This is a genomic window from Pseudomonas sp. Root562 (assembly GCF_001427125.1).
In the GTDB taxonomy this organism is placed as follows: Bacteria; Pseudomonadota; Gammaproteobacteria; order Pseudomonadales; family Pseudomonadaceae; genus Aquipseudomonas.
Genome location: NZ_LMGK01000012.1, coordinates 218,239 through 243,504, shown reverse-complemented (window position 1 = coordinate 243,504; position 25,266 = coordinate 218,239). Strand labels below are relative to the sequence as shown.

General features: G+C 59.0%; 22 protein-coding genes. 19 read left to right on the top strand and 3 right to left on the bottom strand.

Annotation, left to right across the window (positions count from 1 at the left end; genetic code table 11):
* Positions 1-197: 197 nt before the first annotated feature.
* Both argE and argA read left to right on the top strand, forming a co-directional pair.
* Positions 198-1,364, top strand: a complete 1,167-nt coding sequence (argE, locus tag ASD60_RS11200) for an acetylornithine deacetylase (RefSeq protein WP_056854066.1) — start codon at positions 198-200, stop codon at positions 1,362-1,364.
* Positions 1,365-1,596: 232 nt separating this feature from the next.
* On the top strand, positions 1,597-2,895 hold the full coding sequence (gene argA / locus ASD60_RS11195; RefSeq protein WP_056854065.1) for an amino-acid N-acetyltransferase: 1,299 nt from the start codon (positions 1,597-1,599) through the stop codon (positions 2,893-2,895).
* 537 nt (positions 2,896-3,432) lie between these two features.
* Here argA and tauA read toward each other — a convergent pair.
* The gene (gene tauA / locus ASD60_RS11190; protein WP_056854064.1) at positions 3,433-4,422 is read right to left on the bottom strand and encodes a taurine ABC transporter substrate-binding protein; all 990 of its coding nucleotides are present in this window, start codon (positions 4,420-4,422) and stop codon (positions 3,433-3,435) included.
* 362 nt (positions 4,423-4,784) lie between these two features.
* On the opposite strand from tauA, the gene ASD60_RS11185 reads away from it, so the two are divergent.
* The 9 genes from ASD60_RS11185 (at position 4,785) to ASD60_RS11145 (ending at position 13,792) form a co-directional block, all read left to right on the top strand.
* Positions 4,785-6,113, top strand: coding sequence for an OprD family porin (locus ASD60_RS11185; RefSeq protein ID WP_056854063.1), 1,329 nt, complete (start codon positions 4,785-4,787; stop codon positions 6,111-6,113).
* Between the two features lie 416 nt (positions 6,114-6,529).
* Entirely contained in the window at positions 6,530-7,873 is a 1,344-nt protein-coding gene (locus ASD60_RS11180) for an OprD family porin (protein ID WP_056854062.1), read from the top strand.
* A gap of 294 nt (positions 7,874-8,167) precedes the next feature.
* Positions 8,168-8,806, top strand: a complete 639-nt coding sequence (locus ASD60_RS11175) for a peroxiredoxin (RefSeq protein WP_056854061.1) — start codon at positions 8,168-8,170, stop codon at positions 8,804-8,806.
* A gap of 303 nt (positions 8,807-9,109) precedes the next feature.
* Positions 9,110-9,703 carry an NADPH-dependent FMN reductase gene (gene ssuE / locus ASD60_RS11170; RefSeq protein ID WP_056854060.1) on the top strand — a complete coding sequence of 198 codons (594 nt, stop codon included), beginning with the start codon at positions 9,110-9,112 and terminating at the stop codon, positions 9,701-9,703.
* An 89-nt stretch (positions 9,704-9,792) separates the two neighbouring features.
* Complete coding sequence (locus tag ASD60_RS11165) at positions 9,793-10,773, top strand: sulfonate ABC transporter substrate-binding protein (RefSeq protein WP_056854059.1); 981 nt, start codon at positions 9,793-9,795, stop codon at positions 10,771-10,773.
* A gap of 28 nt (positions 10,774-10,801) precedes the next feature.
* Positions 10,802-11,950, top strand: coding sequence for an FMNH2-dependent alkanesulfonate monooxygenase (ssuD, locus tag ASD60_RS11160; protein ID WP_056854058.1), 1,149 nt, complete (start codon positions 10,802-10,804; stop codon positions 11,948-11,950).
* A gap of 7 nt (positions 11,951-11,957) precedes the next feature.
* Positions 11,958-12,740 carry an aliphatic sulfonate ABC transporter permease SsuC gene (gene ssuC, locus ASD60_RS11155; protein WP_056854057.1) on the top strand — a complete coding sequence of 261 codons (783 nt, stop codon included), beginning with the start codon at positions 11,958-11,960 and terminating at the stop codon, positions 12,738-12,740.
* Positions 12,737-13,543 (top strand): aliphatic sulfonates ABC transporter ATP-binding protein, encoded by an 807-nt coding sequence (gene ssuB, locus ASD60_RS11150; protein ID WP_056854056.1) that lies wholly within the window; start codon positions 12,737-12,739, stop codon positions 13,541-13,543. Before ssuC ends, ssuB begins: the two co-directional genes overlap by 4 nt.
* A 33-nt stretch (positions 13,544-13,576) precedes the next feature.
* A complete protein-coding gene (locus ASD60_RS11145; protein ID WP_007967989.1) occupies positions 13,577-13,792 on the top strand; it encodes a TOBE domain-containing protein in 216 nt (71 codons plus the stop codon).
* A gap of 146 nt (positions 13,793-13,938) precedes the next feature.
* On the opposite strand, the gene ASD60_RS11140 is transcribed toward ASD60_RS11145, so the two are convergent.
* Positions 13,939-14,574, bottom strand: a complete 636-nt coding sequence (locus ASD60_RS11140) for a TetR/AcrR family transcriptional regulator (RefSeq protein WP_056854055.1) — start codon at positions 14,572-14,574, stop codon at positions 13,939-13,941.
* A gap of 227 nt (positions 14,575-14,801) precedes the next feature.
* Complete coding sequence (locus tag ASD60_RS11135; RefSeq protein WP_056854054.1) at positions 14,802-16,178, bottom strand: glutamine synthetase family protein; 1,377 nt, start codon at positions 16,176-16,178, stop codon at positions 14,802-14,804.
* 278 nt (positions 16,179-16,456) lie between these two features.
* Between ASD60_RS11135 and ASD60_RS11130 the strand changes: the two genes are divergently transcribed.
* The 8 genes from ASD60_RS11130 (at position 16,457) to ASD60_RS11095 (ending at position 25,232) form a co-directional block, all read left to right on the top strand.
* Positions 16,457-16,819 carry a gamma-glutamyl-gamma-aminobutyrate hydrolase family protein gene (locus ASD60_RS11130; protein WP_056854053.1) on the top strand — a complete coding sequence of 121 codons (363 nt, stop codon included), beginning with the start codon at positions 16,457-16,459 and terminating at the stop codon, positions 16,817-16,819.
* Positions 16,820-16,857: 38 nt separating this feature from the next.
* Positions 16,858-18,216 (top strand): glutamine synthetase family protein, encoded by a 1,359-nt coding sequence (locus ASD60_RS11125; protein WP_056854052.1) that lies wholly within the window; start codon positions 16,858-16,860, stop codon positions 18,214-18,216.
* Between the two features lie 60 nt (positions 18,217-18,276).
* Positions 18,277-19,641, top strand: a complete 1,365-nt coding sequence (locus ASD60_RS11120; RefSeq protein ID WP_056854051.1) for an aspartate aminotransferase family protein — start codon at positions 18,277-18,279, stop codon at positions 19,639-19,641.
* Between the two features lie 172 nt (positions 19,642-19,813).
* The gene (locus tag ASD60_RS11115; protein WP_056854050.1) at positions 19,814-20,926 is read left to right on the top strand and encodes a polyamine ABC transporter substrate-binding protein; all 1,113 of its coding nucleotides are present in this window, start codon (positions 19,814-19,816) and stop codon (positions 20,924-20,926) included.
* Between the two features lie 188 nt (positions 20,927-21,114).
* Positions 21,115-22,212, top strand: a complete 1,098-nt coding sequence (locus ASD60_RS11110) for a polyamine ABC transporter substrate-binding protein (protein ID WP_056854049.1) — start codon at positions 21,115-21,117, stop codon at positions 22,210-22,212.
* Positions 22,213-22,285: 73 nt separating this feature from the next.
* Positions 22,286-23,428, top strand: a complete 1,143-nt coding sequence (locus ASD60_RS11105; RefSeq protein ID WP_056854048.1) for an ABC transporter ATP-binding protein — start codon at positions 22,286-22,288, stop codon at positions 23,426-23,428.
* Positions 23,429-23,463: 35 nt separating this feature from the next.
* Complete coding sequence (locus ASD60_RS11100; protein WP_177434609.1) at positions 23,464-24,345, top strand: ABC transporter permease subunit; 882 nt, start codon at positions 23,464-23,466, stop codon at positions 24,343-24,345.
* Positions 24,342-25,232, top strand: coding sequence for an ABC transporter permease subunit (locus ASD60_RS11095; RefSeq protein ID WP_056854046.1), 891 nt, complete (start codon positions 24,342-24,344; stop codon positions 25,230-25,232). Before ASD60_RS11100 ends, ASD60_RS11095 begins: the two co-directional genes overlap by 4 nt.
* Positions 25,233-25,266 lie beyond the last annotated feature (34 nt).

Genomic DNA, 25,266 nt, shown 5'->3' with positions numbered 1-25,266 from the left:
GGGGAATAGGTGGCTGCCAAGGTCGTGCAGTGTACAGGACTCGACCAAGATAGGGTCTGTTGACGCTTGGTGACGGCCGCGACGGCCCTCCCTTGGCTCGTCACCAAGCGCCAACAGACCCTACCCGCCGTGCGACGGTTTATTCCTGTCGCCGGATGGTTCTATGATGGTCTTCAATTTGCGAGTTGGAGTCAGCGATGCCTTTGCCGTCCATGAAAGATCAATTCGCTGCGCTGATTGCTGCACCGTCCGTCAGTTGCACCCAGGCCAGCCTCGATCAATCCAATCGCCCGGTGATCGACCTGCTGGCCGCGTGGCTCGGTGATCTTGGCTTCGCCTGCGATATCCAGCAGGTCAGCCCGGGCAAATTCAATCTGCTGGCCAGTTATGGCTCCGGTCCCGGTGGGTTGGTGCTCGCCGGTCACAGCGACACCGTGCCGTTCGATGGCGCGTTGTGGCAGACCGACCCATTGAAGCTGACTGAAGTCGATGGTCGTTGGGTCGGGCTCGGCAGTTGTGACATGAAAGGCTTTTTCGCCCTGGCCATCGAAGCCGTCAAGCCGTTGCTCGATCAGCCGTTCAAGCAACCGCTGCTGATCCTCGCCACGTGCGATGAAGAAAGCTCGATGTCCGGCGCCCGCGCGCTGGCAGCCGCCGGGCGGCCGCTGGGGCGTGCCGCGGTCATCGGCGAGCCGACCGGGCTCAAGCCGATCCGCATGCACAAAGGCATCATGATGGAGCGCATCGACATACTCGGGCAAAGCGGCCATTCCTCGGACCCGCGCCTGGGCCATAGCGCGCTCGAAGCCATGCACGACGCCATTGGCGAACTGCGCGGCCTGCGCCTGTCGTGGCAGCGTGAATTTCGCAACCCACAGTTCAGCGTGCCGACGCCGACGATGAATTTCGGCTGCATCCATGGCGGCGACAACCCCAATCGCATCTGCGGGCAATGCTCGCTGGAGTTCGATCTGCGGCCGCTACCGGGCATGGACCCCAAAGCCCTGCGCGCGGCGATCCTGCAGAAGCTCAACCCGATTGCCGAGCGGCATCAGGTGAAAATCGATTACGCCCCGCTGTTCCCTGAAGTACCGCCTTTCGAGCAGGCTGAAGATGCCGAATTGGTGCGCATTGCCGAAAAGCTCACCGGCCATGGCGCCGAAGCAGTGGCGTTCGGCACAGAAGCGCCTTATCTTCAGCACCTTGGCTGCGAGACACTGGTACTCGGCCCGGGCGATATCGCCTGCGCCCACCAGCCGGGGGAATACCTTGAAATGTCACGTTTGCAGCCTACGGTGCATCTATTACGTCAGTTGATTGAACATTACTGCCTGACTCCGGCCCAAACGAAACACAACCTGTAGGAGCCGGCTTGCTGGCGATAAACGATGACGCGGTTCATCTGAAGAATCGCAGCGCTTGTATCGCCAGCAAGCCGGCTCCTACAGGTTTCATGTATAAATTGCCGGTATCCCAACCCGTATTCATGAGGAGAGCGCGCGTGTCGCCAAGCCTGTTCCGACGATAACCATCAGCCCGCTGTGCGTTTTCTGTTTCGCCCTTTTTTCGGCTGCTATTTATTACAGGCCCAGGTTCATGCCCGAATACGTCAATTGGCTTCGTCACGCTTCGCCTTACATCAACGCCCACCGCGATTGCACCTTTGTCGTCATGCTGCCCGGCGACGGTGTCGAGCACCCCAACTTCGGCAATATCGTCCACGACCTGGTGCTGTTGCACAGCCTGGGTGTGCGACTGGTGCTGGTTCACGGCTCCCGTCCGCAAATCGAAGCGCGCCTCGCCGCGCGCGGCCTGACCCCGCATTACCACCACGGCATGCGCATCACCGATGCCGCGACGCTGGAGTGCGTGATCGATGCGGTGGGCCAGTTGCGCATTGCCATCGAGGCGCGGCTGTCCATGGACATGGCATCCTCGCCGATGCAGGGCTCGCGCCTGCGGGTTGCCAGCGGCAACCTGGTGACCGCACGGCCTATCGGCGTGCTGGAAGGCGTCGATTATCACCACACCGGTGAAGTGCGCCGGGTTGACCGCAAGGGCATCAATCGCCTGCTGGACGAGCGCTCCATCGTGCTGCTATCGCCGTTGGGTTACTCGCCGACCGGCGAAATTTTCAACCTCGCTTGTGAAGATGTCGCAACACGTGCGGCCATCGACCTCGGCGCCGACAAGCTGCTGCTGTTCGGCGAGGAGAAGGGCCTGATCGATGAGCACGGGCGTCTGGTGCGCGAATTGCGTCCGCAGCAAGTGCCGGCGCATTTGCAGCGTTTGGGCAGCAACTATCAGGCGGAGCTGCTGGATGCCGCCGCTGAAGCCTGCCGTGGCGGCGTGGCGCGCAGCCATATCGTCAGTTATGCCGAAGATGGTGCATTGCTGACCGAACTGTTCACCCGTGACGGTGGCGGTACGCTGGTGGCCCAGGAGCAGTTCGAAGTGGTACGTGAAGCGGCCATCGAGGACGTCGGCGGTTTACTGGATTTGATCAGCCCGCTGGAAGAACAGGGCATCCTGGTGCGGCGTTCGCGTGAGGTGCTGGAGCGCGAGATCGAGCAATTCAGCGTGGTTGAGCGCGAGGGCATGATCATCGCGTGCGCGGCGCTGTATCAGATTGCCGACTCGGATGCCGGTGAGCTCGCGTGCCTGGCCGTCAACCCGGAATACCGTCACGGCGGTCGCGGCGATGAACTGCTGGAACGCATTGAAACCCGCGCCCGTGCCCAAGGCCTGAAGACGTTGTTCGTGCTAACCACCCGCACTGCGCACTGGTTCCGCGAGCGTGGTTTTGTACCGAGCAGCGTTGATCGCCTGCCGTCGGCACGGGCGTCGCTCTACAACTACCAGCGTAACTCGAAGATTTTCGAAAAAGCCCTTTGACGCTCTCGCTTTTGTGGCGAGGGAGCTTGCTCCCGCTGGAGGCCGAAGGACTCCCATCAGGGCCGCTACGCGGCCCAACAGGAGCAAGCTCCCTCGCCACAGGTTTCAGTGGATTCCTCTTCGTTCCCTGATCGTTCCCACGCTCTGCGTGGGGATGCCTCTACGGACGCTCTGCGTTCGGTACTGGATGGGACGCGGAGCGTCCCGGGCTGCATTCCGCTTTTGTGGCGAGGGAGCTTGCTCCCGCTGGAGGCCGAAGGACTCCCCATCAGGGCCGCTACGCGGCTCAACGGGAGCAAGCTCCCTCGCCACAGGTTTCAGTGGATTCCTCTTCGGTCCCTGATCGTTCCCACGCTCTGCGTGGGAATGCCTCTACGGACGCTCTGCGTTCGGTACTGGATGGGACGCGGAGCGTCCCGGGCTGCATTCCGCTTTTGTGGCGAGGGAGCTTGCTCCCACTGGAGGCCGAAGGACTCCCCATCAGGGCCGCTACGCGGCCCAACGGGAGCAAGCTCCCTCGCCACAGGTTTCAGTGGATTACTCGGTGACAAACTTCGCGCTGACATACGGCGAGTAATCCGGCAGCACCGTTTCCACCTTCCCTTGTTCCTTCAAGAACTTCGCCGTCTCGCCAATCGCCTTGGCCGTGCCGCCGTCCAGCAGCGCGCTGGTTTGCTGTGCCTTGGCATCCGGGAAAGCGGACCCGGCGAGCAACTCCGGCACATCGGCTGCGTTGGCACCAGTCAGTTTGGCGATTTTCTGCACAGGCTCAGAGTCGGTGGTCCAGTTGGCTTTGTGCGCGGCGTAATCAGCAAAGGCGTCGAGCGTGACCTTGGCGAACTTGGCTACGACATCAGGATGCTTCTCGGCGTAATCCTTGCGCGCAACCCAAACCTCAAAGGTGGGAGCGCCCCACTGTCCGACCTGTGCGGCATCGGTCAAGGTCTTGCCGGTCTTGCGAATTTCACCCAATGCGGGTGACCAGACAAACGCGCCATCAATATCGCCACGCTTCCAGGCCGCGGCGATTTCCGCTGGTTGCAGGTTCACCACTTTGACTTTCGAAGCGTCCAGGCCCCAGTGCTTCAGCGCGCCGAGCAGGCTGTAGTGCGAGGTGGAAACGAAGGGCGTGGCGATGGTCTTGCCGATCAAATCTTGCGGTTTTTCGATGCCGCTGCCGTTACGCATCACCAGGGCTTCCGCCGCATTGATCTGTGCCGACACGAGGAACGCGACAATCGGCAGCTTGCGCGACGCCGCTGCCGCCAAAGGGCTGGAACCGAGGTTGCCGATTTGTACATCGCCGGACGCTATCGCTGTGACCACCTCCGGGCCACTGTTGAAGCGTCGCCAGTCGATGGGCTGGCCAATGGTTTTTTCGTACAGGCCATCCGCCTGCGGCACCTTGCTGGGGTCGATACCGGTTTGGTAGCCGACGGTGAGGTTTGCTGCGTGGGCAGAGAAAGAAATCAACAGCGATACACAAACTGTAACAAAGGGCTTGGATAGTGCGCGCTTGGTCGTCATGGCGAGGGCCTGTTCGATTGGTTTTGTTGCGAAATTGTGTCCAAACCTAATCGATCTAAAAAACGCCAAATAAATACCATTTAGTAATTAGCTTATGTGGCACCCGCTCTAGTCCGCTGGGGTAATTGAAGTGAGCTTAATTCCTAAACGGTATGAGAAAAGAATCGAGCCATTCTTTTCAGGTTTGTGACGATCTCATGAACCTGCATGGACCAAAAAACCGGGGATTAGACTATGGTCGTAGACACACATGGTTACGATTGACTTGTGAGTCACCGTCCGGCGCTAATCGCGTATCTTAGGATTTTGGGCAACGACCCGAGACCAGGAACACAAGAATTAGAATCCAGAGGAGCTTCACAATGAACAAGTCCACCTTGGCTTTGGCCGTGGCCGTAGGGGTTATGGCGCAGCAGGCAGGCGCCGCAGGTTTCATCGAAGACAGCAAGGCTTCTGTCAGTTCGCGGACCATGTATTACAACGACGATAACCGTGATACTGGGGGTTCCGACCAGCGCGAGACAGCTCAGGGCTTCAAGTTCGATTACCTGTCTGGATTCACTCAGGGTGTCGTCGGTTTCGGTTTCGACGCCCAGGCACTGGTGGGTATCCATCTGGACGGTGGCAAGGGCCACCATCCGAACGCCAACACTTTTTTCCCAAGCGACACTGACGGTTCGGCAGTGCACGAGTGGAGCCGTGTGGGGGGGAACGTCAAGGCACGCTTCTCGAAGACCGAAGCCCACTACGGTGGCGCTCTGCAGCCAAACATGCCGGTCCTGGTGGCGAACGACAGCCGTCTGCTGCCACAGACTTTTGAAGGCGGCACCATCACCTCCAAAGAAATCGACAACGTCACCTTCAACGTCGGTCAGCTGGAACACTCGGCCGGTCGCGCCTCGTCGAACTCCACTGGCCTGGCTGTGGCTGGCGGTACCGAGGAGAGCAACAAGTTCCGTTACGCCGGTGCTGACTGGAAGGTCACCAAAGACCTGATGCTGCAGTACTACTACGCGAACCTGGAAGACTACTACAAGCAAAACTTCCTCGGCCTGGTGCACGTTTACCCGATCAGTGCCAATCAGTCTTTCAAGACCGATATTCGCTACTTCGACAGCAGTTCCGACGGAAAGAACGGTGACGCCGGTTATCGTTTCAACAACAACGGTGGTTTCGCCAAGACCCCGGGCGAGGTCGATAACAAGACCTGGAGCGCCATGTTCACCTACACCCTGGGTGGCAACGCCTTCCTGCTCGGTCATCAACGCGTCAACGACGACGGCGGCTTCGTTTATTTGAATCAGGGCAACGTGGTTGATAGCAACGGTCGCCCTGAAGGGAACGGTGGTACCAGCTTCTACCTGTTCACCGACGCCATGATCAACGGCTTCGTTCGTGCTGGTGAAAACACCACCTTCGGTCAGTACACCTACGACTTCGCCGCTGCGGGTGTGCCAGGTCTGAAAGCGTCCGTGGCGTACTTGAAGGGTGAAAATATCAAGTCCGCAACCGGCGGCAGCGATGCCTCCGAGTGGGAGCGCGATATGCGTGTGGACTACACCATTCAACAGGGCGCGCTCAAAGGCTTAGGCGCAACTGTGCGTCATGGCGTCTATCGTGGCGATGCAGATGGCCTTCCCGACAAAGACCAGACCCGTCTGATCTTCAACTACACCTACAGCTTCATGTAATAGCGTCCCCTTTCAAAAAACCTCACCACAACGGTGAGGTTTTTTTTCTTCTCGATTCAATATTCCATATTGTTTGCATAGGTGAATTTTTAATTCTTTTTAGCTTTTATCGTCAGCGCTTACAGTAAGTCCATCCGACACGCACCGTAAGCCTCGGATCAAGCTGCAACCTCCCTCGAGATAAAACGATTCAGGAATCGGCATTTCGGCCGATACCTCCAATCTGTGTTGTCGGGGCTTATTTCCCAATGCGATTAAAAATACTTCAATAATTCTTTTACGGATTATGAAGAGGTATCCTGCGCGCCCCAAAAAATGACCGCGTTCGACGGTCAGGCGCAAAAAGCGTCTGCGGATCCAGGGCATACGACCCGGGACCAGCAACACAAGTATTAGAAAACGATAGGAGCGAAACAATGAACAAGTCCACCTTGGCCCTGGCAGTGGCCGTAGGGGTTTTGGCGCAGCAGGCAAGCGCCGCCGGTTTCATCGAAGACAGCAAGGCAACCTTGGGGCTGCGCAACTTCTACATCAATCAGGATTTCCGTGACGGCAGTGCCGAACCGAACAAGAACGAAGAGTGGGGCCAAGGCTTCGATCTGCGTTTCATTTCCGGTTACACCCAAGGCACTGTTGGTTTCGGTATCGACGCGATCGGCCTGCTGGGCGTGAAACTGGATTCGGGCGGTGGTACCAACGGTGGGGCAGGTAACGCTTATGGCGGTACTGTTTTCCCAACCAAGTCCAACGGTGAGTCGGTTGATAACTTCTCCAGCCTGGGCCTGACTGCCAAAGCCAAGGTTTCTCAGACCGAGCTGAAACTGGGCACCCTGCAGCCGAAGAACCCGGTCATCGTGACCAACGACGGTCGTCTGCTGCCGCAAACCTGGCAGGGCGGCCAGATCACGTCCGGCGACATCAAGGACCTGACCCTGGTCGGCGGTCAGATCGAGCAGGTCAAAGGTCGTAACTCGAGCAACAACCAGCAGTTGTCGATCTCCGGCGCCAACGGTCGTACCGCGGCAGCTCGCGACAGCAACAAGTTCATCTATGCCGGCGGTGACTACAAACTCACCAAGGACCTGACTGCCCAGTACTACTACGGCAAGCTGGAAGAGTTCTACAAACAGCACTTCCTCGGACTGGTGCATAACTGGGCAATCGGCCCGGGCGTATTGAAGTCGGACTTCCGCTACTTCAACAGCTCCGACGACGGCGCCAACGGTCACGATCCGTTGTATTACACGACGGGCAACTACAACGCGCCTAACGGTAAGGGCAAGGTCGACAACAATCTGTACAGCGGCCTGTTCCTGTACACCGTGGCCGGCCACACCTTCGGCGGCGGTTACCAGGTCAGCAATGGCAGCAGTGACTTCCCTTGGTTGAACCAGGGCGACGGTTCGTCGAACTACACCATCACCGACGCGCAAATCCAGAAGTTCGGCCGTGCCGGCGAGAAAACCTGGCAAGCGCGCTACTCCTTTGACTTCGCCAAGGTCGGTGTTCCTGGCCTGACAGCGGGTGTGGTTTACCTGCATGGCGACGACATCGACACGGTCAACGGCGCCGGCCGTCAACTCGCCAACGGCGCTTCCGAGTGGGAACGCGACCTGACCGTGGGTTACGTCGTGCAGTCGGGCGCGCTGAAGAACCTCGGCCTGATGTGGAAAAACGCCACCTGGCGTACCGACCTGCCGAACACCCGTTCCCAGGACGAAAACCGTCTGATCGTCAGCTACTCGATTCCGCTGTTGTAAAAGCGCACGCGTAAGCGAGACAAAAAAAAGCCCCGCCCGGCATCACGCCGGGCGGGGCTTTTTGCGTTTCAAGACGGGGTCACCCCCGTAATCCCGCCTCGAAATTCCCTCTTTTGCAGCAACTCAAGGCCTTCTCGAACCTTGTGGCCGATGTTCGGCGGGTTGCGTTCATCCGTCCAGTGAACAGTTCTTTAATATTTCTTTTCGGTCTAAATAAATCGATATTTATTCTTTTTAATAGATAAAAAACGCAGGCACAGTTGAGTTCATCCAGCACTCACCAGGAGCTACACCATGGGCATCAGACTCGGCGATATCGCCCCCGATTTCGAACAGAATTCCAGCGCCGGCACCATCCGTTTCCACCAATGGCTGGGTGATAGCTGGGGTGTGCTGTTTTCCCATCCGGCGGATTTCACCCCGGTGTGCACCACCGAACTGGGCTTCACGGCCAAGCTGAAGGATGAATTCGCCAAGCGTGGCGTCAAGGCCATAGCCCTGTCAGTCGACCCGGTGGACTCGCACCACAAGTGGATCGCCGACATCAACGAAACCCAGAACACCGTCGTCAACTTTCCGATCCTCGACGATGCCGACCGCAAGGTTTCGGACCTCTACGACCTGATCCATCCGAATGCCAACGACACCCTGACGGTGCGTTCGCTGTTTGTCATCGACCCGAACAAGAAGGTTCGCCTGACCATCACCTACCCGGCGAGCACCGGCCGCAACTTCCATGAAATCCTGCGGGTGATTGATTCTCTGCAGCTCACCGACAACTACAAAGTGGCCACGCCGGCCAACTGGCAGGACGGTGATGAGGTGGTGATCGTGCCGTCGCTCAAGGATGAGGAAGAAATCAAACAGCGCTTTCCCAAAGGCTATCGCGCCGTTAAGCCTTACCTGCGCCTGACGCCGCAGCCGAATCGCTGACGATGTGATCGTTCCCACGCTCCGCGTGGGAATGCCTCTAGGGACGCTCCGCGTCCAGTGACGCGGAGCGTCACGGGCTGCATTCCCACGCGGAGCGTGGGAACGATCATCAACCACAAAGCAGGGGATTTCAGGCCGTTTCGACGGCCTTTTTTTTGTCTGAAAGAAGTGATTCTTCATATTTCTATATTGCATAACCAAATGAATAAATATGATTTATGGATATATGAATCACCTGTTAAGGTCACTCCATCAAAGCGAGATCGCAAACCGCGAATCGTCTGCAATCAAGGAATCGTCTGAATGCTGGTCGTCTCACTCGGTGGCAGTCCCAGTCAGCGCTCCCGTTCCGGGGTTCTGCTGGATCGCTCCCAACGTTGGCTACAAGAGCAGGGCGTGGAGGTGGTGAGTTATCAGGTACGGGACTTCCCGGCTGAAGACCTGCTGCACGCACGTTTCGACAGCCCCAAGGTGGTCGACCTGCTGCAACAAATTGAAAACGCCGATGGTTTGCTGATCGCCACGCCGGTGTACAAGGCTTCGTTTTCCGGTGCATTGAAAACCGTGCTGGATCTGCTGCCGGAGCGCGCCTTGAGCCACAAGGTGGTGTTGCCAATGGCAACCGGCGGCAGCATCGCCCACATGCTCGCGGTGGATTACGCGCTCAAACCGGTGCTGTCGGCATTGAAGGCCCAGGAAATGCTTCAGGGCATTTTCGCCGTCGACAGCCAGATCGCTTACGGCGAAGGCAGTGCCCTGGCGCAGTTGGCACCGGAGCTTGAGCAACGATTGAATGAATCGCTGGAGCTGTTTTTCAGCGCCATGGCGCGACGGCCCAAGCCGCTCGATCCAAACCTGTTGAATGAACGTTTGTTGAGTGCTCGCTGGAGCATTTGAGCCATTTTCACCCTTGAAGTACTGGCCTTACTCGCCCGCCAACGGGCAAGCAGGTGCAGCCAAAACCCAACTGCAAATAGGAGAGCGCCATGCGCCCTGTCATTTTGCGTCGTGGTCTGGTCGCTCTGTTTGCTGCGGCTGTTACCTTCGGCGCCATTACCCAAGCTCAGGCCGAGACACTGCGGATCGGTTATCAGAAATACGGCACCCTGGTGCTGCTCAAAGCCAAAGGCACCCTGGAAAAACGCCTCGCCGCCCAAGGCGTGGATGTGCAATGGACTGAATTCCCCGGTGGCCCGCAGCTGCTCGAAGGCTTGAACGTCGGCTCCATCGACTTCGGCGTGACCGGCGAAACCCCTCCTGTGTTTGCCCAAGCGGCAGGCGCCGATCTGCTCTACGTCGCCTACGAACCGCCAGCGCCGCACAGCGAAGCGATCCTGGTGCCGAAGGATTCGCCGATCAAATCGGTGGCCGAGCTCAAGGGCAAGAAAGTCGTCCTGAACAAAGGCTCCAACGTGCACTACCTGCTGGTGCGGGCACTGGAAGACGCCGGCCTCAAGTACACCGATATCCAGACCGTATTCTTGCCACCGGCCGACGCCCGTGCTGCGTTCGAGCGTGGCAGCGTCGATGCCTGGGTCATCTGGGACCCGTACCAGGCGGCCGCCGAACAGCAACTGCAAGCGCGCACCCTGCGTGATGGCAAAGGCATCGTCGACAACCATCAGTTCTATCTGGCGACCAAACCCTACGCGCAGAAAAATCCCGAGGTGATCAAGACCCTGGTGGAAGAAGTGCGCGCGGTCGGCGAGTGGTCCAAGGCCAACCCGCAAGATGTGACCAAACAAGTCTCGCCACTGCTTGGCCTGCCAGCGGACATCACCCTGACTTCGGTGAAACGCCAGGGCTACGGCGCGCTGTTCCTGACCCCGGCAGTGGTCGCCGCGCAACAGAAAATCGCCGACAGCTTCTACCAGCTCAAGTTGATTCCCAAGCCGCTGAGCATCAAAGACGTGATCTGGACGCCGCCGGCGACCGTTGCCCAAAGCTCAGTCACCAAAGCCCAGTAACAGTCCGATTTCCCAAGGAGACCACTCCATGAGCCTCAACATCTTCTGGTTCCTGCCTACCCACGGCGACGGCCATTACCTTGGCACCGCCGAAGGCGCTCGCGCCGTTGACCACGGTTACCTGCAACAAGTCGCCCAAGCGGCGGATCGACTGGGTTTCGGCGGTGTGCTGATTCCCACCGGTCGTTCCTGCGAGGATTCGTGGCTGGTGGCGGCGTCGTTGATTCCAGTGACCCAGCGTTTGAAGTTTCTTGTCGCCCTGCGCCCCGGGATCATTTCCCCGACGGTGGCGGCACGCCAGGCGGCTACGCTGGATCGCTTGTCCGGCGGACGTGCGCTGTTCAACCTGGTCACGGGCGGTGATCCGGAAGAGTTGGCCGGCGATGGTCTGTTCCTCAGCCACGAAGAGCGCTATCAGGCCTCGGTGGAATTCACCCGCATCTGGCGTCGCGTGCTGGAAGGCGAAACCGTCGATTACGACGGCCAGCACATCAGCGTGAAGGGCGCGAAGTTGCTGTACCCGCCGATCCAGCAACCGCGTCCGCCGCTGTACTTTGGCGGTTCGTCGGAAGCGGCGCAGGACCTCGCGGCAGAACAGGTCGAAATGGTGTTGACCTGGGGCGAGCCACCGGCCGCGGTGGCCGAGAAGATCGCACAGGTGCGGGCCAAAGCTGCGAAGCTCGGGCGTACCGTGCGCTTCGGCATTCGCCTGCATGTGATCGTTCGTGAAACCAACGCCGAGGCCTGGCAAGCGGCGGACCGACTGATCTCGCACCTGGACGACGACACCATCGCCCGTGCCCAGGCCTCCCTGGCGCGCTTCGATTCCGTCGGCCAGCAACGCATGGCCGCGCTGCACGGTGGCCGCCGCGACAACCTGGAGGTCAGCCCGAATCTCTGGGCCGGCGTCGGGCTGGTGCGGGGCGGTGCCGGTACGGCGTTGGTCGGTGATGGGCCGACTGTGGCGGCACGGGTTAAGGAGTACGCCGATCTGGGTATCGATACGTTCATCTTCTCCGGTTATCCACACCTGGAAGAGTCGTACCGCGTGGCCGAGTTGCTGTTCCCGCACCTGGACATCGAGCGTCCCGAGTTGCCGAAAAGCGCTGGTTACGTCAGCCCGTTCGGCGAAATGGTCGCCAACGACATCCTTCCCAAAGCCGCGTCGCAGAGTTGAGCGCGCCATGAAAAAAATTATCCACAGCCTCGCGCCCTGGGCGTTGCCGGTGTTGCTGCTGGCGGTGTGGCAGCTGTCGGTGTCGGCGGGTTGGTTATCGACACGGATACTGCCGGCGCCGATCGCCGTGATCGAAGCCGGTGTGAGCCTGGTACGCAGCGGCGAGATCTGGACACACCTGGCAATCAGCGGTTGGCGTGCCGCTTTGGGCTTTGCCATTGGTGGCGGTATTGGCCTGACACTGGGTTTCATCACCGGTCTGTCCAAGTGGGGCGAACGCCTGCTCGACAGTTCGGTGCAGATGATTCGCAACGTGCCGCACCTGGCGCTGATTCCGCTGGTGATCCTGTGGTTTGGCATCGACGAGTCGGCGAAGATTTTCCTGGTGGCCCTGGGCACCTTGTTCCCGATCTACCTCAACACCTATCACGGCATCCGCAACGTCGATCCGGCGTTGGTGGAAATGTCGCGCAGCTACGGCTTGTCCGGTTTCAGTCTGTTCCGTCAGGTGATCCTGCCGGGTGCGCTGCCTTCGATTCTGGTCGGCGTGCGCTTTGCCCTGGGCTTTATGTGGCTGACGCTGATCGTGGCCGAAACCATTTCCGCCAGCTCCGGCATTGGCTATCTGGCGATGAATGCCCGGGAGTTCTTGCAGACCGACGTGGTGGTGCTGGCGATCCTGATGTATGCGGTGCTCGGCAAGCTGGCCGATCTCGCGGCGCGTGGACTTGAACGCGTGTGGCTGCGCTGGCATCCGGCCTATCAGGTCGTCAAGGGAGGTGCCGCATGACCGCTCAACAACCTCCACGCCTGCTGCGCGGGATTCCGCTGGCGGTGCGCAAGCTGCAAAAAACCTTTGGTTCGCGCCAGGTGCTGCGCGAGATCGGTTTGCATATTCCGGCGGGGCAATTTGTCGCCGTGGTCGGTCGCAGCGGCTGCGGCAAAAGTACCTTGCTGCGTTTGCTGGCCGGTCTCGATCAGCCCACGGGCGGTGAACTGCTGGCCGGTTCCGCGAAGCTGAGCGAGGCCCGGGAAGACACCCGGCTGATGTTCCAGGAAGCACGGTTGCTGCCGTGGAAAAAGATCATCGACAACGTCGGCCTGGGTCTCAAGGGCCACTGGCGTCCCAAGGCATTGGCGGCGCTGGAAGCGGTCGGCCTGGCGGACCGCGCCCATGAGTGGCCGGCGGCCCTGTCCGGTGGGCAGAAACAACGCGTGGCCCTGGCTCGCGCGTTGATTCATCAACCGCGCCTGCTGTTGCTCGACGAGCCGTTGGGCGCGCTCGATGCCCTGACCCGCATCGAAATGCAGCAACTGATCGAACGGCTCTGGCAGCAACACGGCTTCACCGTGTTGCTGGTGACGCACGACGTCAGCGAAGCCGTAGCGATTGCCGATCGGGTGATTCTCATCGAAAACGGCGAAGTCGGCCTCGACCTGCACGTGGAGCTGCCACGCCCTCGGGTTCGTGGCTCTCATAGGCTGGCAGCACTGGAGACCGAAGTTCTCAACCGCGTGCTGTCACTGCCCGGCCAACCACCGGAACCGGAACCTGTTTCACCCTTGCCTACGCAGTTGCGTTGGGCCCAGTAACCCAAGTCTTATCCAACCACAGGAATCAATATCATGACTATCAAGGCCATCAACGTACGCAACCAGTTCAAAGGCTCGATCAAGGAAATCGTCCTCGGTGACGTGCTCTCGGAAATCGACGTACAGACCGCTTCCGGCATCGTCACTTCGGTGATCACCACCCGTTCGGTGAAAGAGCTGGAATTGGCGGTGGGCAGTGAAGTGATCGCGTTTGTGAAATCCACCGAGGTGTCGATCGCCAAGTTGTAAGCCGTGCGCGTAAACGACAACCCTGGAGGGTTTGAGCCCTGATCGTTCCCACGCTCTGCGTGGGAATGCAGCCCGGGACGCTCTGCGTCCCAAAAGCCGAACGCGGAGCGTCCGAAGAGGCATTCCCACGCAGAGCGTGGGAACGATCAAAGCACTTCGCGCTTTGGTAAATAGGGCGGCAAATAAAGCCCCAGGTACGCATCAAACACCCGCATCCCTTCTTCGGCCATGCGCGGTGTGATCTGCCCGTGCTGTTGCACCGAGCGCGCGTACACTCGATCCCCCAGCTCCATGGCCAGGGCAAACACATCGACATCATCCGGCAGTTTCGGCAGTTCGAAGTGGTGATTGAAGAGCTTGTGCATCAGGTCGCCCAGTTCGATGTCGTGCTGGCGGTCGGCCTGGGTGACTTCGGTCAGGCCGTGTTGCGCCAGGATCAGCTGGCGGGCGGCGGCATCCTCGCCGTAGATGTCGAGCATGCGTTGTTCCACCAGCCGCGACAGGTCACGCCAACCGCTCAGCGCGTCGTGGTCGATGGGTGCTTGCAGGCAGGCGCGGAAGGCGGCGTGGACGTCGGCGGTCAGTGCTTCCAGCAAGGCCGGTACGCTGGCGAAGAAATGGTAGACGGAGGAGGGCGGGATCTCCGCCCGCTCGGCAACGCTGTAGATCGACAGGCTGGCCACACCCTCGGCGGCCAGCAAGGTGCGGGCGGCATCGAGGATCGAATCGATTCGCGCCTGGCTGCGGGCGCGTGGTTTGCGAACGGTGGCTACGCGTGTCATTGAAGTCTCCTGCGGGGCAGCGGGCATTGTACGAGCAGGGTTGTGTGTTGTCTCCTCGGCCGCCATCGCTGGCAAGCCAGCTCCCACAAGGATTGTTGCCGACCACACATCTTGTGTTCATTAACAAAACCTGTGGGAGCTGGCTTGCCAGCGATCCGCCGCAGGCGGCCATAAAAAAACGCCGCAAGCCTTATCAGCCTGCGGCGTTCTTTTTTTACTGCAAGCGCTTACACGGTATGCAAATACCAGTTGTACTCAAGGTCGGAGATGGAGTGTTCGAACTCCTCCAGCTCGCTCTCTTTGCACGCGACGAAGATATCGATGTATTTCGGATCGATGTACTTGGCCATCACTTCACTGTCGTCCAGCTCGCGCAGTGCATCACGCAGGTTGTTCGGCAGGCTTTGCTCGTTCTGCTCGTAGCTGTTGCCTTCCACCGGTGCGTTCGGCTCGATCTTGTTGACCAGGCCGTGGTGCACGCCCGCCAGGACCGAAGCCATCAGCAGGTACGGGTTGGCGTCGGCACCGGCCACGCGGTGCTCGATGCGCACGGCATCGGATGAACCGGTCGGCACACGAATCGCTACGGTGCGGTTGTCCAGGCCCCAGCACGGTGAGTTCGGCACGTAGAACTGTGCGCCGAAACGACGGTACGAGTTGACGTTCGGGCAGAGGAAAGCCATCTGCGCCGGTAGGGTCTCGAGCACACCGCCGATCGCGTGACGCAGTGCGGCGTTCTGCTCGGGATCCTCACTGGCAAAAATGTTTTTGCCATCTTTGTCGAGAATCGAGATGTGGACGTGCAGCCCGTTGCCCGCCTGGCCCGGGTAAGGCTTGGCCATAAAGGTGGTGTCCATTTCATGGTCGTAGGCGATGTTCTTGATCAGGCGCTTGAGCAGGACGGCGTAATCGCAGGCCTTGATCGGGTCGGCCACGTGGTGCAGGTTCACTTCGAACTGCGCCGGGGCACTTTCCTTGACGATGGCGTCGGCCGGGATGCCTTGCTCTTTTGCACCTTCCAGAATGTCCTGGAGGCAGTCGACGTACTCGTCGAGGTCGTCGATCAGGTAGACCTGTGTCGAATGCGGGCGTTTGCCGGAAATCGGCGAGCGGGGCGGTTGCGGACGACCGTTCACGTTCTCCTGGTCGATCAGGTAGAACTCCAGTTCGAACGCGGCGCAGATGGTCAGGCCCATCTCATCGAACTTGGTCACCACCTGTCGCAGCACTTCGCGCGGGTCGGCGAAGAAAGGGTCACCTTCGAGTTCGTGCATGGTCATCAACAGTTGCGCGGTCGGGCGCTTCTGCCATGGCTCGTTGCACAGGGTATCGGGAATTGGATAGCAGATTCGGTCAGCATCACCGATGTCCAGGCCCAGGCCGGTGCTTTCCACCGTAGAGCCATTGATATCCAGAGCAAATAGAGAGGCCGGCAGGTTGATGCCTTTCTCGTAAACCTTGTGGAGGCTGGTGCGTTCGATGCGCTTGCCGCGCACCACACCATTCATATCCGCAATCAGAAGGTCAACGTACAGAACCTCAGGATGTTCCTTAAGGAACGCGTTCGCTTCGTTAAGCTGAACGGCACGCGGGGGTACCGACATGATGCAACACCTTTGTTGTTAAAAATATCAATCATTGATCTTTTCGGTTTCCAGTCAACCCGAACGGCATGCCGAAGTCAAGCGAGGCCTTTTTTGCCCTAAAAAAGCGCTCGTGTGGCTTTTTTGAGGCACTTTGGGGCGTTTTTATGTCCTTGGCCTCGATGGCGCCCGCGGGCTTGAGCGGGCCGTGTTGTATTTTTTACGGGGGTGTTGTGTAAAAAAATGAACAAGGCTAAGCTCGAATCAAACCCATAACAGCAATAATACCGGGGTGCTTCATGTCTCGCCTGCCGATAATCGGCGTCACCGACTGCTCAAGACAGATCGGTCTGCATGCTTATCACATGAGTGGCGACACTTGCGTGCGCACCGCGGTCCCGGCAGCTTCGGCCCTGCCGGCGAACCTCACGTCCCTGACGGTTCGGCTGTTCCCGTCCGATATTCTGGACGGCCCTGATGGCACCCCCATTACGGTTACTCCATTCAATATAGAACCGATTCACAATAGCAGCTCAGCCATGGCGCAGGGCACCGCTCGCGATTCTGCACGCCTGGCATTTGCCTTGCGGAGCGCGAAGAACACGATAGCCTGTCGCAAACCCGTATTTCAACGCGACGCCGATGCGTCAACTATCGCCTGACTCCCAAGAGTCAGGAAACTCAAAGCCTAGAGGCATTTATGAGTAACAACCTCGACCAGCTCACCGATTGGTTGAAAGACCACAAGATCACAGAAGTCGAATGCATGATCGCCGACTTGACCGGGATCACCCGGGGCAAGATTTCGCCGACCAACAAATTCATCGCCGAAAAAGGCATGCGCCTGCCAGAAAGTGTGCTGTTGCAGACCGTGACGGGCGATTACGTCGAAGACGACATCTATTACGAGCTGCTCGACCCGGCCGACATCGACATGATCTGCCGCCCCGACCAGAGCGCGGTATATGTGGTGCCTTGGGCCATCGAGCCGACCGCTATCGTTATCCACGACACCTACGACAAACAAGGCAACCCGATCGAGCTGTCGCCGCGCAACGTGCTCAAGAAAGTCCTGAAACTCTATGCCGACAAGGGCTGGCAGCCGATCGTGGCGCCAGAAATGGAGTTTTACCTGACCAAGCGCAGCGACGACCCGGACTACCCGTTGCAACCGCCGATCGGCCGCTCCGGCCGCCCGGAAACCGGTCGCCAGTCTTTCTCCATCGAGGCGGCGAACGAATTCGATCCGCTGTTCGAAGACGTCTACGACTGGTGTGAATTGCAGGAGCTGGATCTCGACACGCTGATCCACGAGGACGGCACGGCGCAGATGGAAATCAACTTCCGTCACGGCGATGCCTTGTCCCTGGCTGATCAGATTCTGGTGTTCAAGCGCACCATGCGCGAAGCCGCGCTCAAGCACGACGTGGCGGCCACCTTCATGGCCAAGCCAATGACCGGTGAGCCGGGCAGTGCCATGCACTTGCACCAGAGCATCATCGACATCGAGACCGGCAAAAACATCTTCTCCAATGAAGACGGGACCATGAGTTCGTTGTTCCTGCACCACATCGGTGGCTTGCAGAAACTCATTCCCGAGCTGCTGCCGCTGTTTGCACCCAACGTCAACTCGTTCCGCCGATTCCTGCCCGACACGTCGGCGCCGGTCAACGTCGAGTGGGGCGAAGAGAACCGCACCGTGGGCCTGCGCGTTCCGGACGCCGGGCCGCAAAACCGCCGGGTTGAAAACCGCCTGCCGGGCGCCGATGCCAACCCGTACCTGGCGATTGCCGCTAGCCTTCTGTGCGGTTACATCGGCATGGTCGAAGGCATGAACCCGAGCGCACCGGTAGTCGGCCGTGGTTATGAGCGCCGTAACCTGCGTTTGCCGCTGACCATCGAAGACGCACTGGAACGCATGGAAAACAGCAAAACCATCGAGAAGTACCTGGGCACCAACTTCATCACTGGCTACGTAGCGGTCAAGCGGGCCGAGCATGAAAACTTCAAGCGCGTGATCAGTTCGTGGGAACGGGAGTTCCTGCTCTTTGCCGTCTGATACGCCGGGCGCCGCCGTTGTCCCGCGGCGCGCCTTCACCTGGATTTTTAGGAGATTCACATGACCAGCAACAACCCGCAAACCCGCCAATGGCAAACCCTGAGCAATGATCACCACCTGGCCCCGTTCAGCGATTTCAAGCAGCTGAAAGAGAAAGGCCCGCGGATCATCACCAACGCCAAGGGCGTGTACCTGTGGGACAGCGAGGGCAACCAGATTCTCGACGGCATGGCCGGTCTGTGGTGTGTGGCAATCGGTTACGGTCGTGAAGAACTGGCAGACGCCGCCAGCAAACAGATGCGCGAACTGCCTTACTACAACCTGTTTTTCCAGACCGCGCACCCGCCAGTACTCGAACTGGCCAAGGCCATCGCCGACATCGCGCCGCAAGGCATGAACCACGTGTTCTTCACCGGTTCCGGCTCCGAAGGCAACGACACCATGCTGCGCATGGTCCGCCACTACTGGGCAATCAAGGGCCAGCCGAACAAGAAAGTCATCATCAGCCGCAAGAACGGCTATCACGGTTCCACCGTGGCCGGCGCCAGCCTGGGCGGCATGACCTACATGCACGAACAGGGCGACTTGCCGATCCCGGGCATCGTCCATATCGCGCAGCCTTACTGGTTCACTGAGGGCGGTGACATGACGCCTGAAGAGTTCGGGATCTGGGCTGCCAATCAGCTGGAAGAGAAGATTCTGGAAGTCGGCGTCGACAACGTTGGTGCCTTTATTGCCGAACCGATCCAGGGCGCTGGCGGCGTGATCATTCCGCCTGACAGCTACTGGCCGCGCATCAAGGAAATCCTCGCCAAATACGACATCCTGTTCGTGGCCGACGAGGTGATTTGTGGTTTCGGACGCACTGGCGAGTGGTTCGGCAGCGATTTCTACGACCTCAAGCCCGACATGATGACCATCGCCAAGGGCCTGACTTCCGGCTACATCCCGATGGGTGGGTTGATCGTGCGTGACGAAGTGGTGGCAGTCCTCAACGAGGGCGGCGACTTCAACCACGGTTTCACCTACTCCGGTCATCCGGTGGCTGCCGCGGTGGCGCTGGAAAACATCCGCATCATGCGCGACGAGAAAATTGTCGAACGCGTGAAGACCGAAACGGCACCGTATTTGCAAAAGCGTCTGCGGGAACTGAACGATCATCCGCTGGTGGGTGAAGTTCGCGGGGTGGGTCTGTTGGGGGCCATCGAACTGGTTCAGGACAAGGCCACGCGCAAGCGCTACGAAGGCAAGGGAGTGGGCATGATCTGCCGACAGTTCTGCTTCGATAATGGCCTGATCATGCGGGCAGTCGGTGACACCATGATCATCGCGCCGCCACTGGTGATTACGCCTGCGGAAATCGACGAACTGGTAACGAAAGCTCGCAAGTGTCTGGACCTCACCCTGAGTGCGTTGCAAGGCTAAGTGCTAGGCTCTGAGCGAAGGCGCCGCGGCACCTTCGCTCGGGGCAGTCAGAAAGGTTGGCCTTTTCTTGAAAGACCGCCTCGGATCTTGCCAGACTAGCCGCGGTTCCAGTTGTCGGGGTTCGGCCGCTGAACAAAGTGGTTCAAAAAAGAAAAATTTGGAGCATTAACGCATGAAGGCATTAGGCAAAAAGCTTGCTGGCAAGACTCTTCTCGCCATGTCCCTGATGGGCATTATGGCGGGCGCGGTTCAGGCGGACGACAAGGTGTTGCACGTCTATAACTGGTCCGACTACATCGCTCCGGACACCGTCAAGAAGTTTGAAGACGAGTCGGGCATCAAAGTGGTCTACGACGTTTTCGACAGTAACGAAACCCTGGAAGCCAAATTGCTGGCAGGCAAGTCCGGCTACGACATCGTCGTACCGTCCAACAACTTCCTGGCCAAGCAGATCAAGGCAGGTGTTTACCAGAAGCTGGACAAGTCCAAGCTGCCCAACTGGAAGAACCTGAACACCGACTTGCTCAAGGCCGTATCGGTCAGCGACCCGGGCAACGAACACGCCTTCCCGTACATGTGGGGTTCGATCGGTATTGGTTTCAACGCCGAGAAGGTCAAGGCTGCACTGGGTGCCGACGCGCCGACCAACTCCTGGGACCTGCTGTTCAAACCTGAAAACGCTGCGAAGTTGAAATCCTGCGGTATCAGTTTCCTCGATTCGCCAACCGAGATGATTCCGGTGGCGTTGCACTACCTGGGCTATCCAACCGACAGCCAGGACAAGAAACAACTGGCCGAAGCTGAAGCGCTGTTCCTGAAAATCCGTCCTTCGATTGGTTACTTCCACTCGTCCAAGTACATCTCGGACCTGGCCAACGGCAACATCTGCGTGGCCGTGGGTTACTCGGGTGACATCTACCAGGCCAAGGCACGCGCTGCCGAAGCCGGTGACAAGGTGAAAGTCAGCTACAACATTCCGAAAGAAGGCGCCGGCAGCTTCTACGACATGGTCGCCATCCCTAAAGATGCCGAAAACGTCGAAGGCGCCTACAAGTTCATGACCTTCCTGCAGAAGCCGGAAATCATGGCCGAAATCACCAACGCCGTACGCTTCCCGAACGGCAACGCGGCCGCCACGCCGCTGGTTGAGAAAGAAATCACAGCCGACCCGGGCATCTACCCGCCGGCCGATGTGCTGGCCAAGCTGTACGCGATTGCCGACTTGCCGGCCGCGACCCAGCGGATCCTGACCCGCAGCTGGACCAAGATCAAATCCGGTAAGTAAGCCGGTTTGAAGCAAGAACCTGTTGTCGTCGTCTGCGCGGTGGCGGCAACAGGTTTAATTAAATGACAGAAAGTTTTGCTGGAACGGTTTTTCGAGGGTAAGTTGCGCGCCGGTTTTGTTGCCATACAGCCATGGCTGTCATGTAACGCGGGGCAACTTGGGCCCAACTCATTTTAGAGGACCTCCACTTGCCTATTTTTTCTTTGTTGCGCAATGCCCTGCTGGTCGGCGCCGGGCTGACGCTTGCCGTCAGTGTCCAGGCCGCCGGTACTGTGCATATTTATAACTGGTCGGACTACATCGGCGAGAACACGCTGGCCGACTTCCAGAAAGAGACCGGGATCAAACCGGTTTACGACGTGTTCGACTCCAACGAGACCCTGGAAGGCAAGTTGCTTGCCGGGCGTACCGGTTACGATGTCGTCGTGCCGTCGAACCACTTCCTCGGCAAGCAGATCAAGGCTGGCGCGTTCCAGAAACTCGACAAGTCGCAGTTGCCGAACTACTCGAACCTCGACCCGGTGCTGCTCAAGCGTCTGGAGCAAAACGATCCGGGCAACCTGTATGCCGTGCCCTATCTATGGGGCACCAACGGCATCGGTTACAACGTCGACAAGATCAAGGCCGTGCTGGGGGTCGACACGATCGATTCGTGGGCCGCCGTCTTCGAACCTGAAAACATCAAGAAGCTGCAAAGTTGCGGTGTGGCGTTCCTCGATTCGGCCGATGAAATGATGCCGACGGTGCTCAACTACATGGGCCTCGACGCCAACAGCACCAACCCTGAAGATTACAAGAAGGCTGAAGCCAAGTTGCTGGCGGTACGGCCTTACGTGACCTACTTCCACTCCTCCAAATACATTGCGGATCTGGCCAACGGTGATATCTGCGTCGCGATCGGTTTCTCCGGCGACATGTTCCAGGCGAAGAACCGCGCCGATGAAGCCAAGAAAGGCGTGAACATCGCCTACTCGATTCCCAAGGAAGGCGGTGCGCTGTGGTTCGACATGCTGGCGATCCCCAAGGATGCGGCCAACGTCAAGCAGGCCCACGCGTTCATCAACTATTTGCTCAAACCTGAGGTTATTGCCCAGGTCAGTGATTACGTCGGCTACGCCAACCCTAACCCCGGGTCGGACAAACTGATGGAACAGTCCATTCGCACCGACGAAGCGGTTTACCCACCGCAGGCCGTGCTCGACAAGACCTACGTGTCCATCGAGCTGCCACCGAATATTCAACGTTTGATGACCCGCAGCTGGACCAAGGTCAAGTCGGGCAAATAGCTTCAAGGCTCAAACTATCCAAAGTTGGCTCACCTTGAGCGAACTGCACTCTTTTTTTTTGGGAGTTTCGTAAATGGCAGTTGCCTCCGGCGCCTATAAGAAAGCCCTCGAGGGCGACCAGTCACCTAAACAGGTGTTGGTCAAAATCGACCGGGTCACGAAGAAGTTCGACGAGACGATTGCCGTGGACGATGTGTCCCTGGAAATCAAGAAAGGCGAGATTTTCGCCCTGCTCGGCGGTTCGGGATCGGGCAAATCCACCCTGCTGCGCATGCTCGCAGGTTTCGAACGGCCCACGGAGGGGCGCATCTTCCTCGATGGCGTAGACATCACCGACATGCCGCCGTATGAGCGGCCGATCAACATGATGTTCCAGTCCTACGCCCTGTTCCCGCACATGACCGTAGCGCAGAACATCGCTTTCGGCCTCAAGCAGGACAAACTGCCAGCCGCCGAAATCGACGCCCGTGTGGCCGACATGCTCAAGCTCGTGCAAATGACCCAGTACTCCAAGCGCAAGCCGCATCAGTTATCCGGTGGCCAGCGTCAGCGTGTGGCACTGGCGCGTTCCCTGGCCAAGCGGCCGAAGCTGCTGTTGCTCGATGAACCGATGGGCGCACTGGATAAAAAACTGCGTTCGCAAATGCAGCTGGAACTGGTCGAGATCATCGAGCGCGTCGGCGTGACCTGCGTCATGGTGACCCACGACCAGGAAGAAGCCATGACCATGGCTGAGCGCATCGCGATCATGCACCTGGGCTGGATCGCCCAGATCGGCAGCCCGATCGACATCTACGAGACCCCGACCAGTCGCCTGGTCTGCGAATTCATCGGCAACGTCAACATCTTCGAAGGTGAAGTGATCGACGACGCCGAAGGCCACGCGATCATCACCTGCAAAGACCTGGACCGGCAGATCTACGTCGGCCACGGCATCAGCACTTCGGTACAGGACAAGTCGGTGACCTACGCGATCCGTCCGGAAAAACTGCTGGTCACCGCCGACATGCCGACCTGCCAGTACAACTGGTCCAGCGGCAAGGTGCACGACATCGCTTACCTGGGCGGGCACTCGGTGTTCTACGTCGAGTTGCCAAGCGGCAAGCTGGTGCAGTCATTCGTCGCCAACGCCGAACGTCGCGGGCAGCGTCCGACCTGGGGTGATCAGGTCTACGTGTACTGGGAAGACGACAGCGGCGTGGTACTTCGCTCATGAACATGCGCAAATTCAAACGCCGTCTCAATCGAATAATTCCCGGTGGCCGCCAGTTGGTCATCGGGGTTCCCTTCATCTGGCTGTTCCTGTTCTTCATGTTGCCGTTCTTCATCGTTCTGAAGATCAGCTTTGCCGAAGCCGACGTGGCCATCCCGCCGTACACTGAAATCTACAGCTACGCCGAACAGAAGCTGCAGTTGCTGCTGAACCTGGGCAACTACGCGATGCTGGGCGATGACGAGTTGTACATCGCCGCGTACCTCGGCTCGCTGAAGATGGCGCTGATCAGCACCATCCTCTGCCTGCTGATCGGCTACCCGATGGCCTACGCCATTGCCAGCGCCCGCAAAGAGCTGCAAACGGTGCTCGTGCTGCTGATCATGATGCCGACCTGGACCGCGATCCTGATCCGCGTCTATGCGTGGATGGGCATCCTCAGCAACAACGGCCTGCTCAACGGTTTCCTGATGAGCATGGGCTGGATCGACGAACCGCTGCAGATCCTCAACACCAACCTCGCGGTTTACATTGGTGTCGTTTACTCCTATCTGCCGTTCATGATCCTGCCGCTGTACGCCAACCTGGTGAAGCACGACACGAGTCTGCTGGAAGCCGCTTCGGACCTGGGTTCGAGCACCTTCAACAGCTTCTGGAAAATCACCGTGCCGCTGTCGAAAAACGGCATCATCGCCGGCTGCATGCTGGTGTTCATCCCGGTGGTGGGTGAGTTTGTGATCCCGGAACTGCTCGGCGGTCCGGAAACCCTGATGATCGGTAAAGTGCTCTGGCAAGAGTTCTTCAACAACCGTGACTGGCCGGTGGCGTCCGCCCTGGCGGTGGTGATGCTGGCGATCCTGATTGTGCCGATCATCCTGTTCAACCGCAGTCAGGCCAAGGAAATGGAGGGTAAAGAATGAAACGCTTCCGTTTCTCCAGCCTGATGCTGGTGGTAGGTCTGTTGTTTATCTATCTGCCGATGCTGATCCTGGTGATCTACTCGTTCAACGCCTCGAAACTGGTGACGGTGTGGGGCGGTTGGTCGATCAAGTGGTACGTCGGCCTGATGGACAACACGCAACTGATGGGCTCGGTGGTGCGCTCGCTGGAAATCGCCTGCTACACGGCGATTGCAGCCGTCGCACTAGGGACGTTAGCCGCGTTCGTCCTGACCCGTATCACCCACTTCAAGGGTCGCACGCTGTTCGGTGGCCTGGTCACCGCGCCGCTGGTGATGCCTGAAGTGATCACCGGCCTGTCGCTGTTGCTGCTGTTCGTGGCCATGGCGCAGATGATCGGCTGGCCGCAGGAACGCGGCATCGTCACCATCTGGATCGCCCACACGACGTTCTGTGCGGCGTACGTGGCGGTGGTGGTGTCGGCGCGCTTGCGTGAGCTGGACCTGTCCATCGAAGAAGCGGCCATGGACCTCGGTGCACGGCCATGGAAGGTGTTCTTCCTGATCACCATCCCGATGATCGCGCCATCGTTGGCGGCCGGCGGCATGATGTCGTTCGCCTTGTCGCTGGATGACCTGGTGTTGGCGAGCTTCGTTTCCGGCCCGGGTTCCACGACCCTGCCGATGGAAGTGTTCTCGGCGGTACGACTGGGCGTGAAGCCGGAGATCAATGCCGTGGCCAGCCTGATTCTGTTGGCCGTGTCGATCGTGACTTTCCTGGTCTGGTTCTTCAGCCGCCGTGCCGAAGAAAACCGCAAGCGGGCGATCCAGCAAGCCATCGAAGAAAGCGCCGCCGACTCTTGGAAACAACCGGACGTGCGACGCGCACAGGCGCCGGAAGCTGCCTGAAGCGATGCCATGATCGTTCCCACGCTCTGCGTGG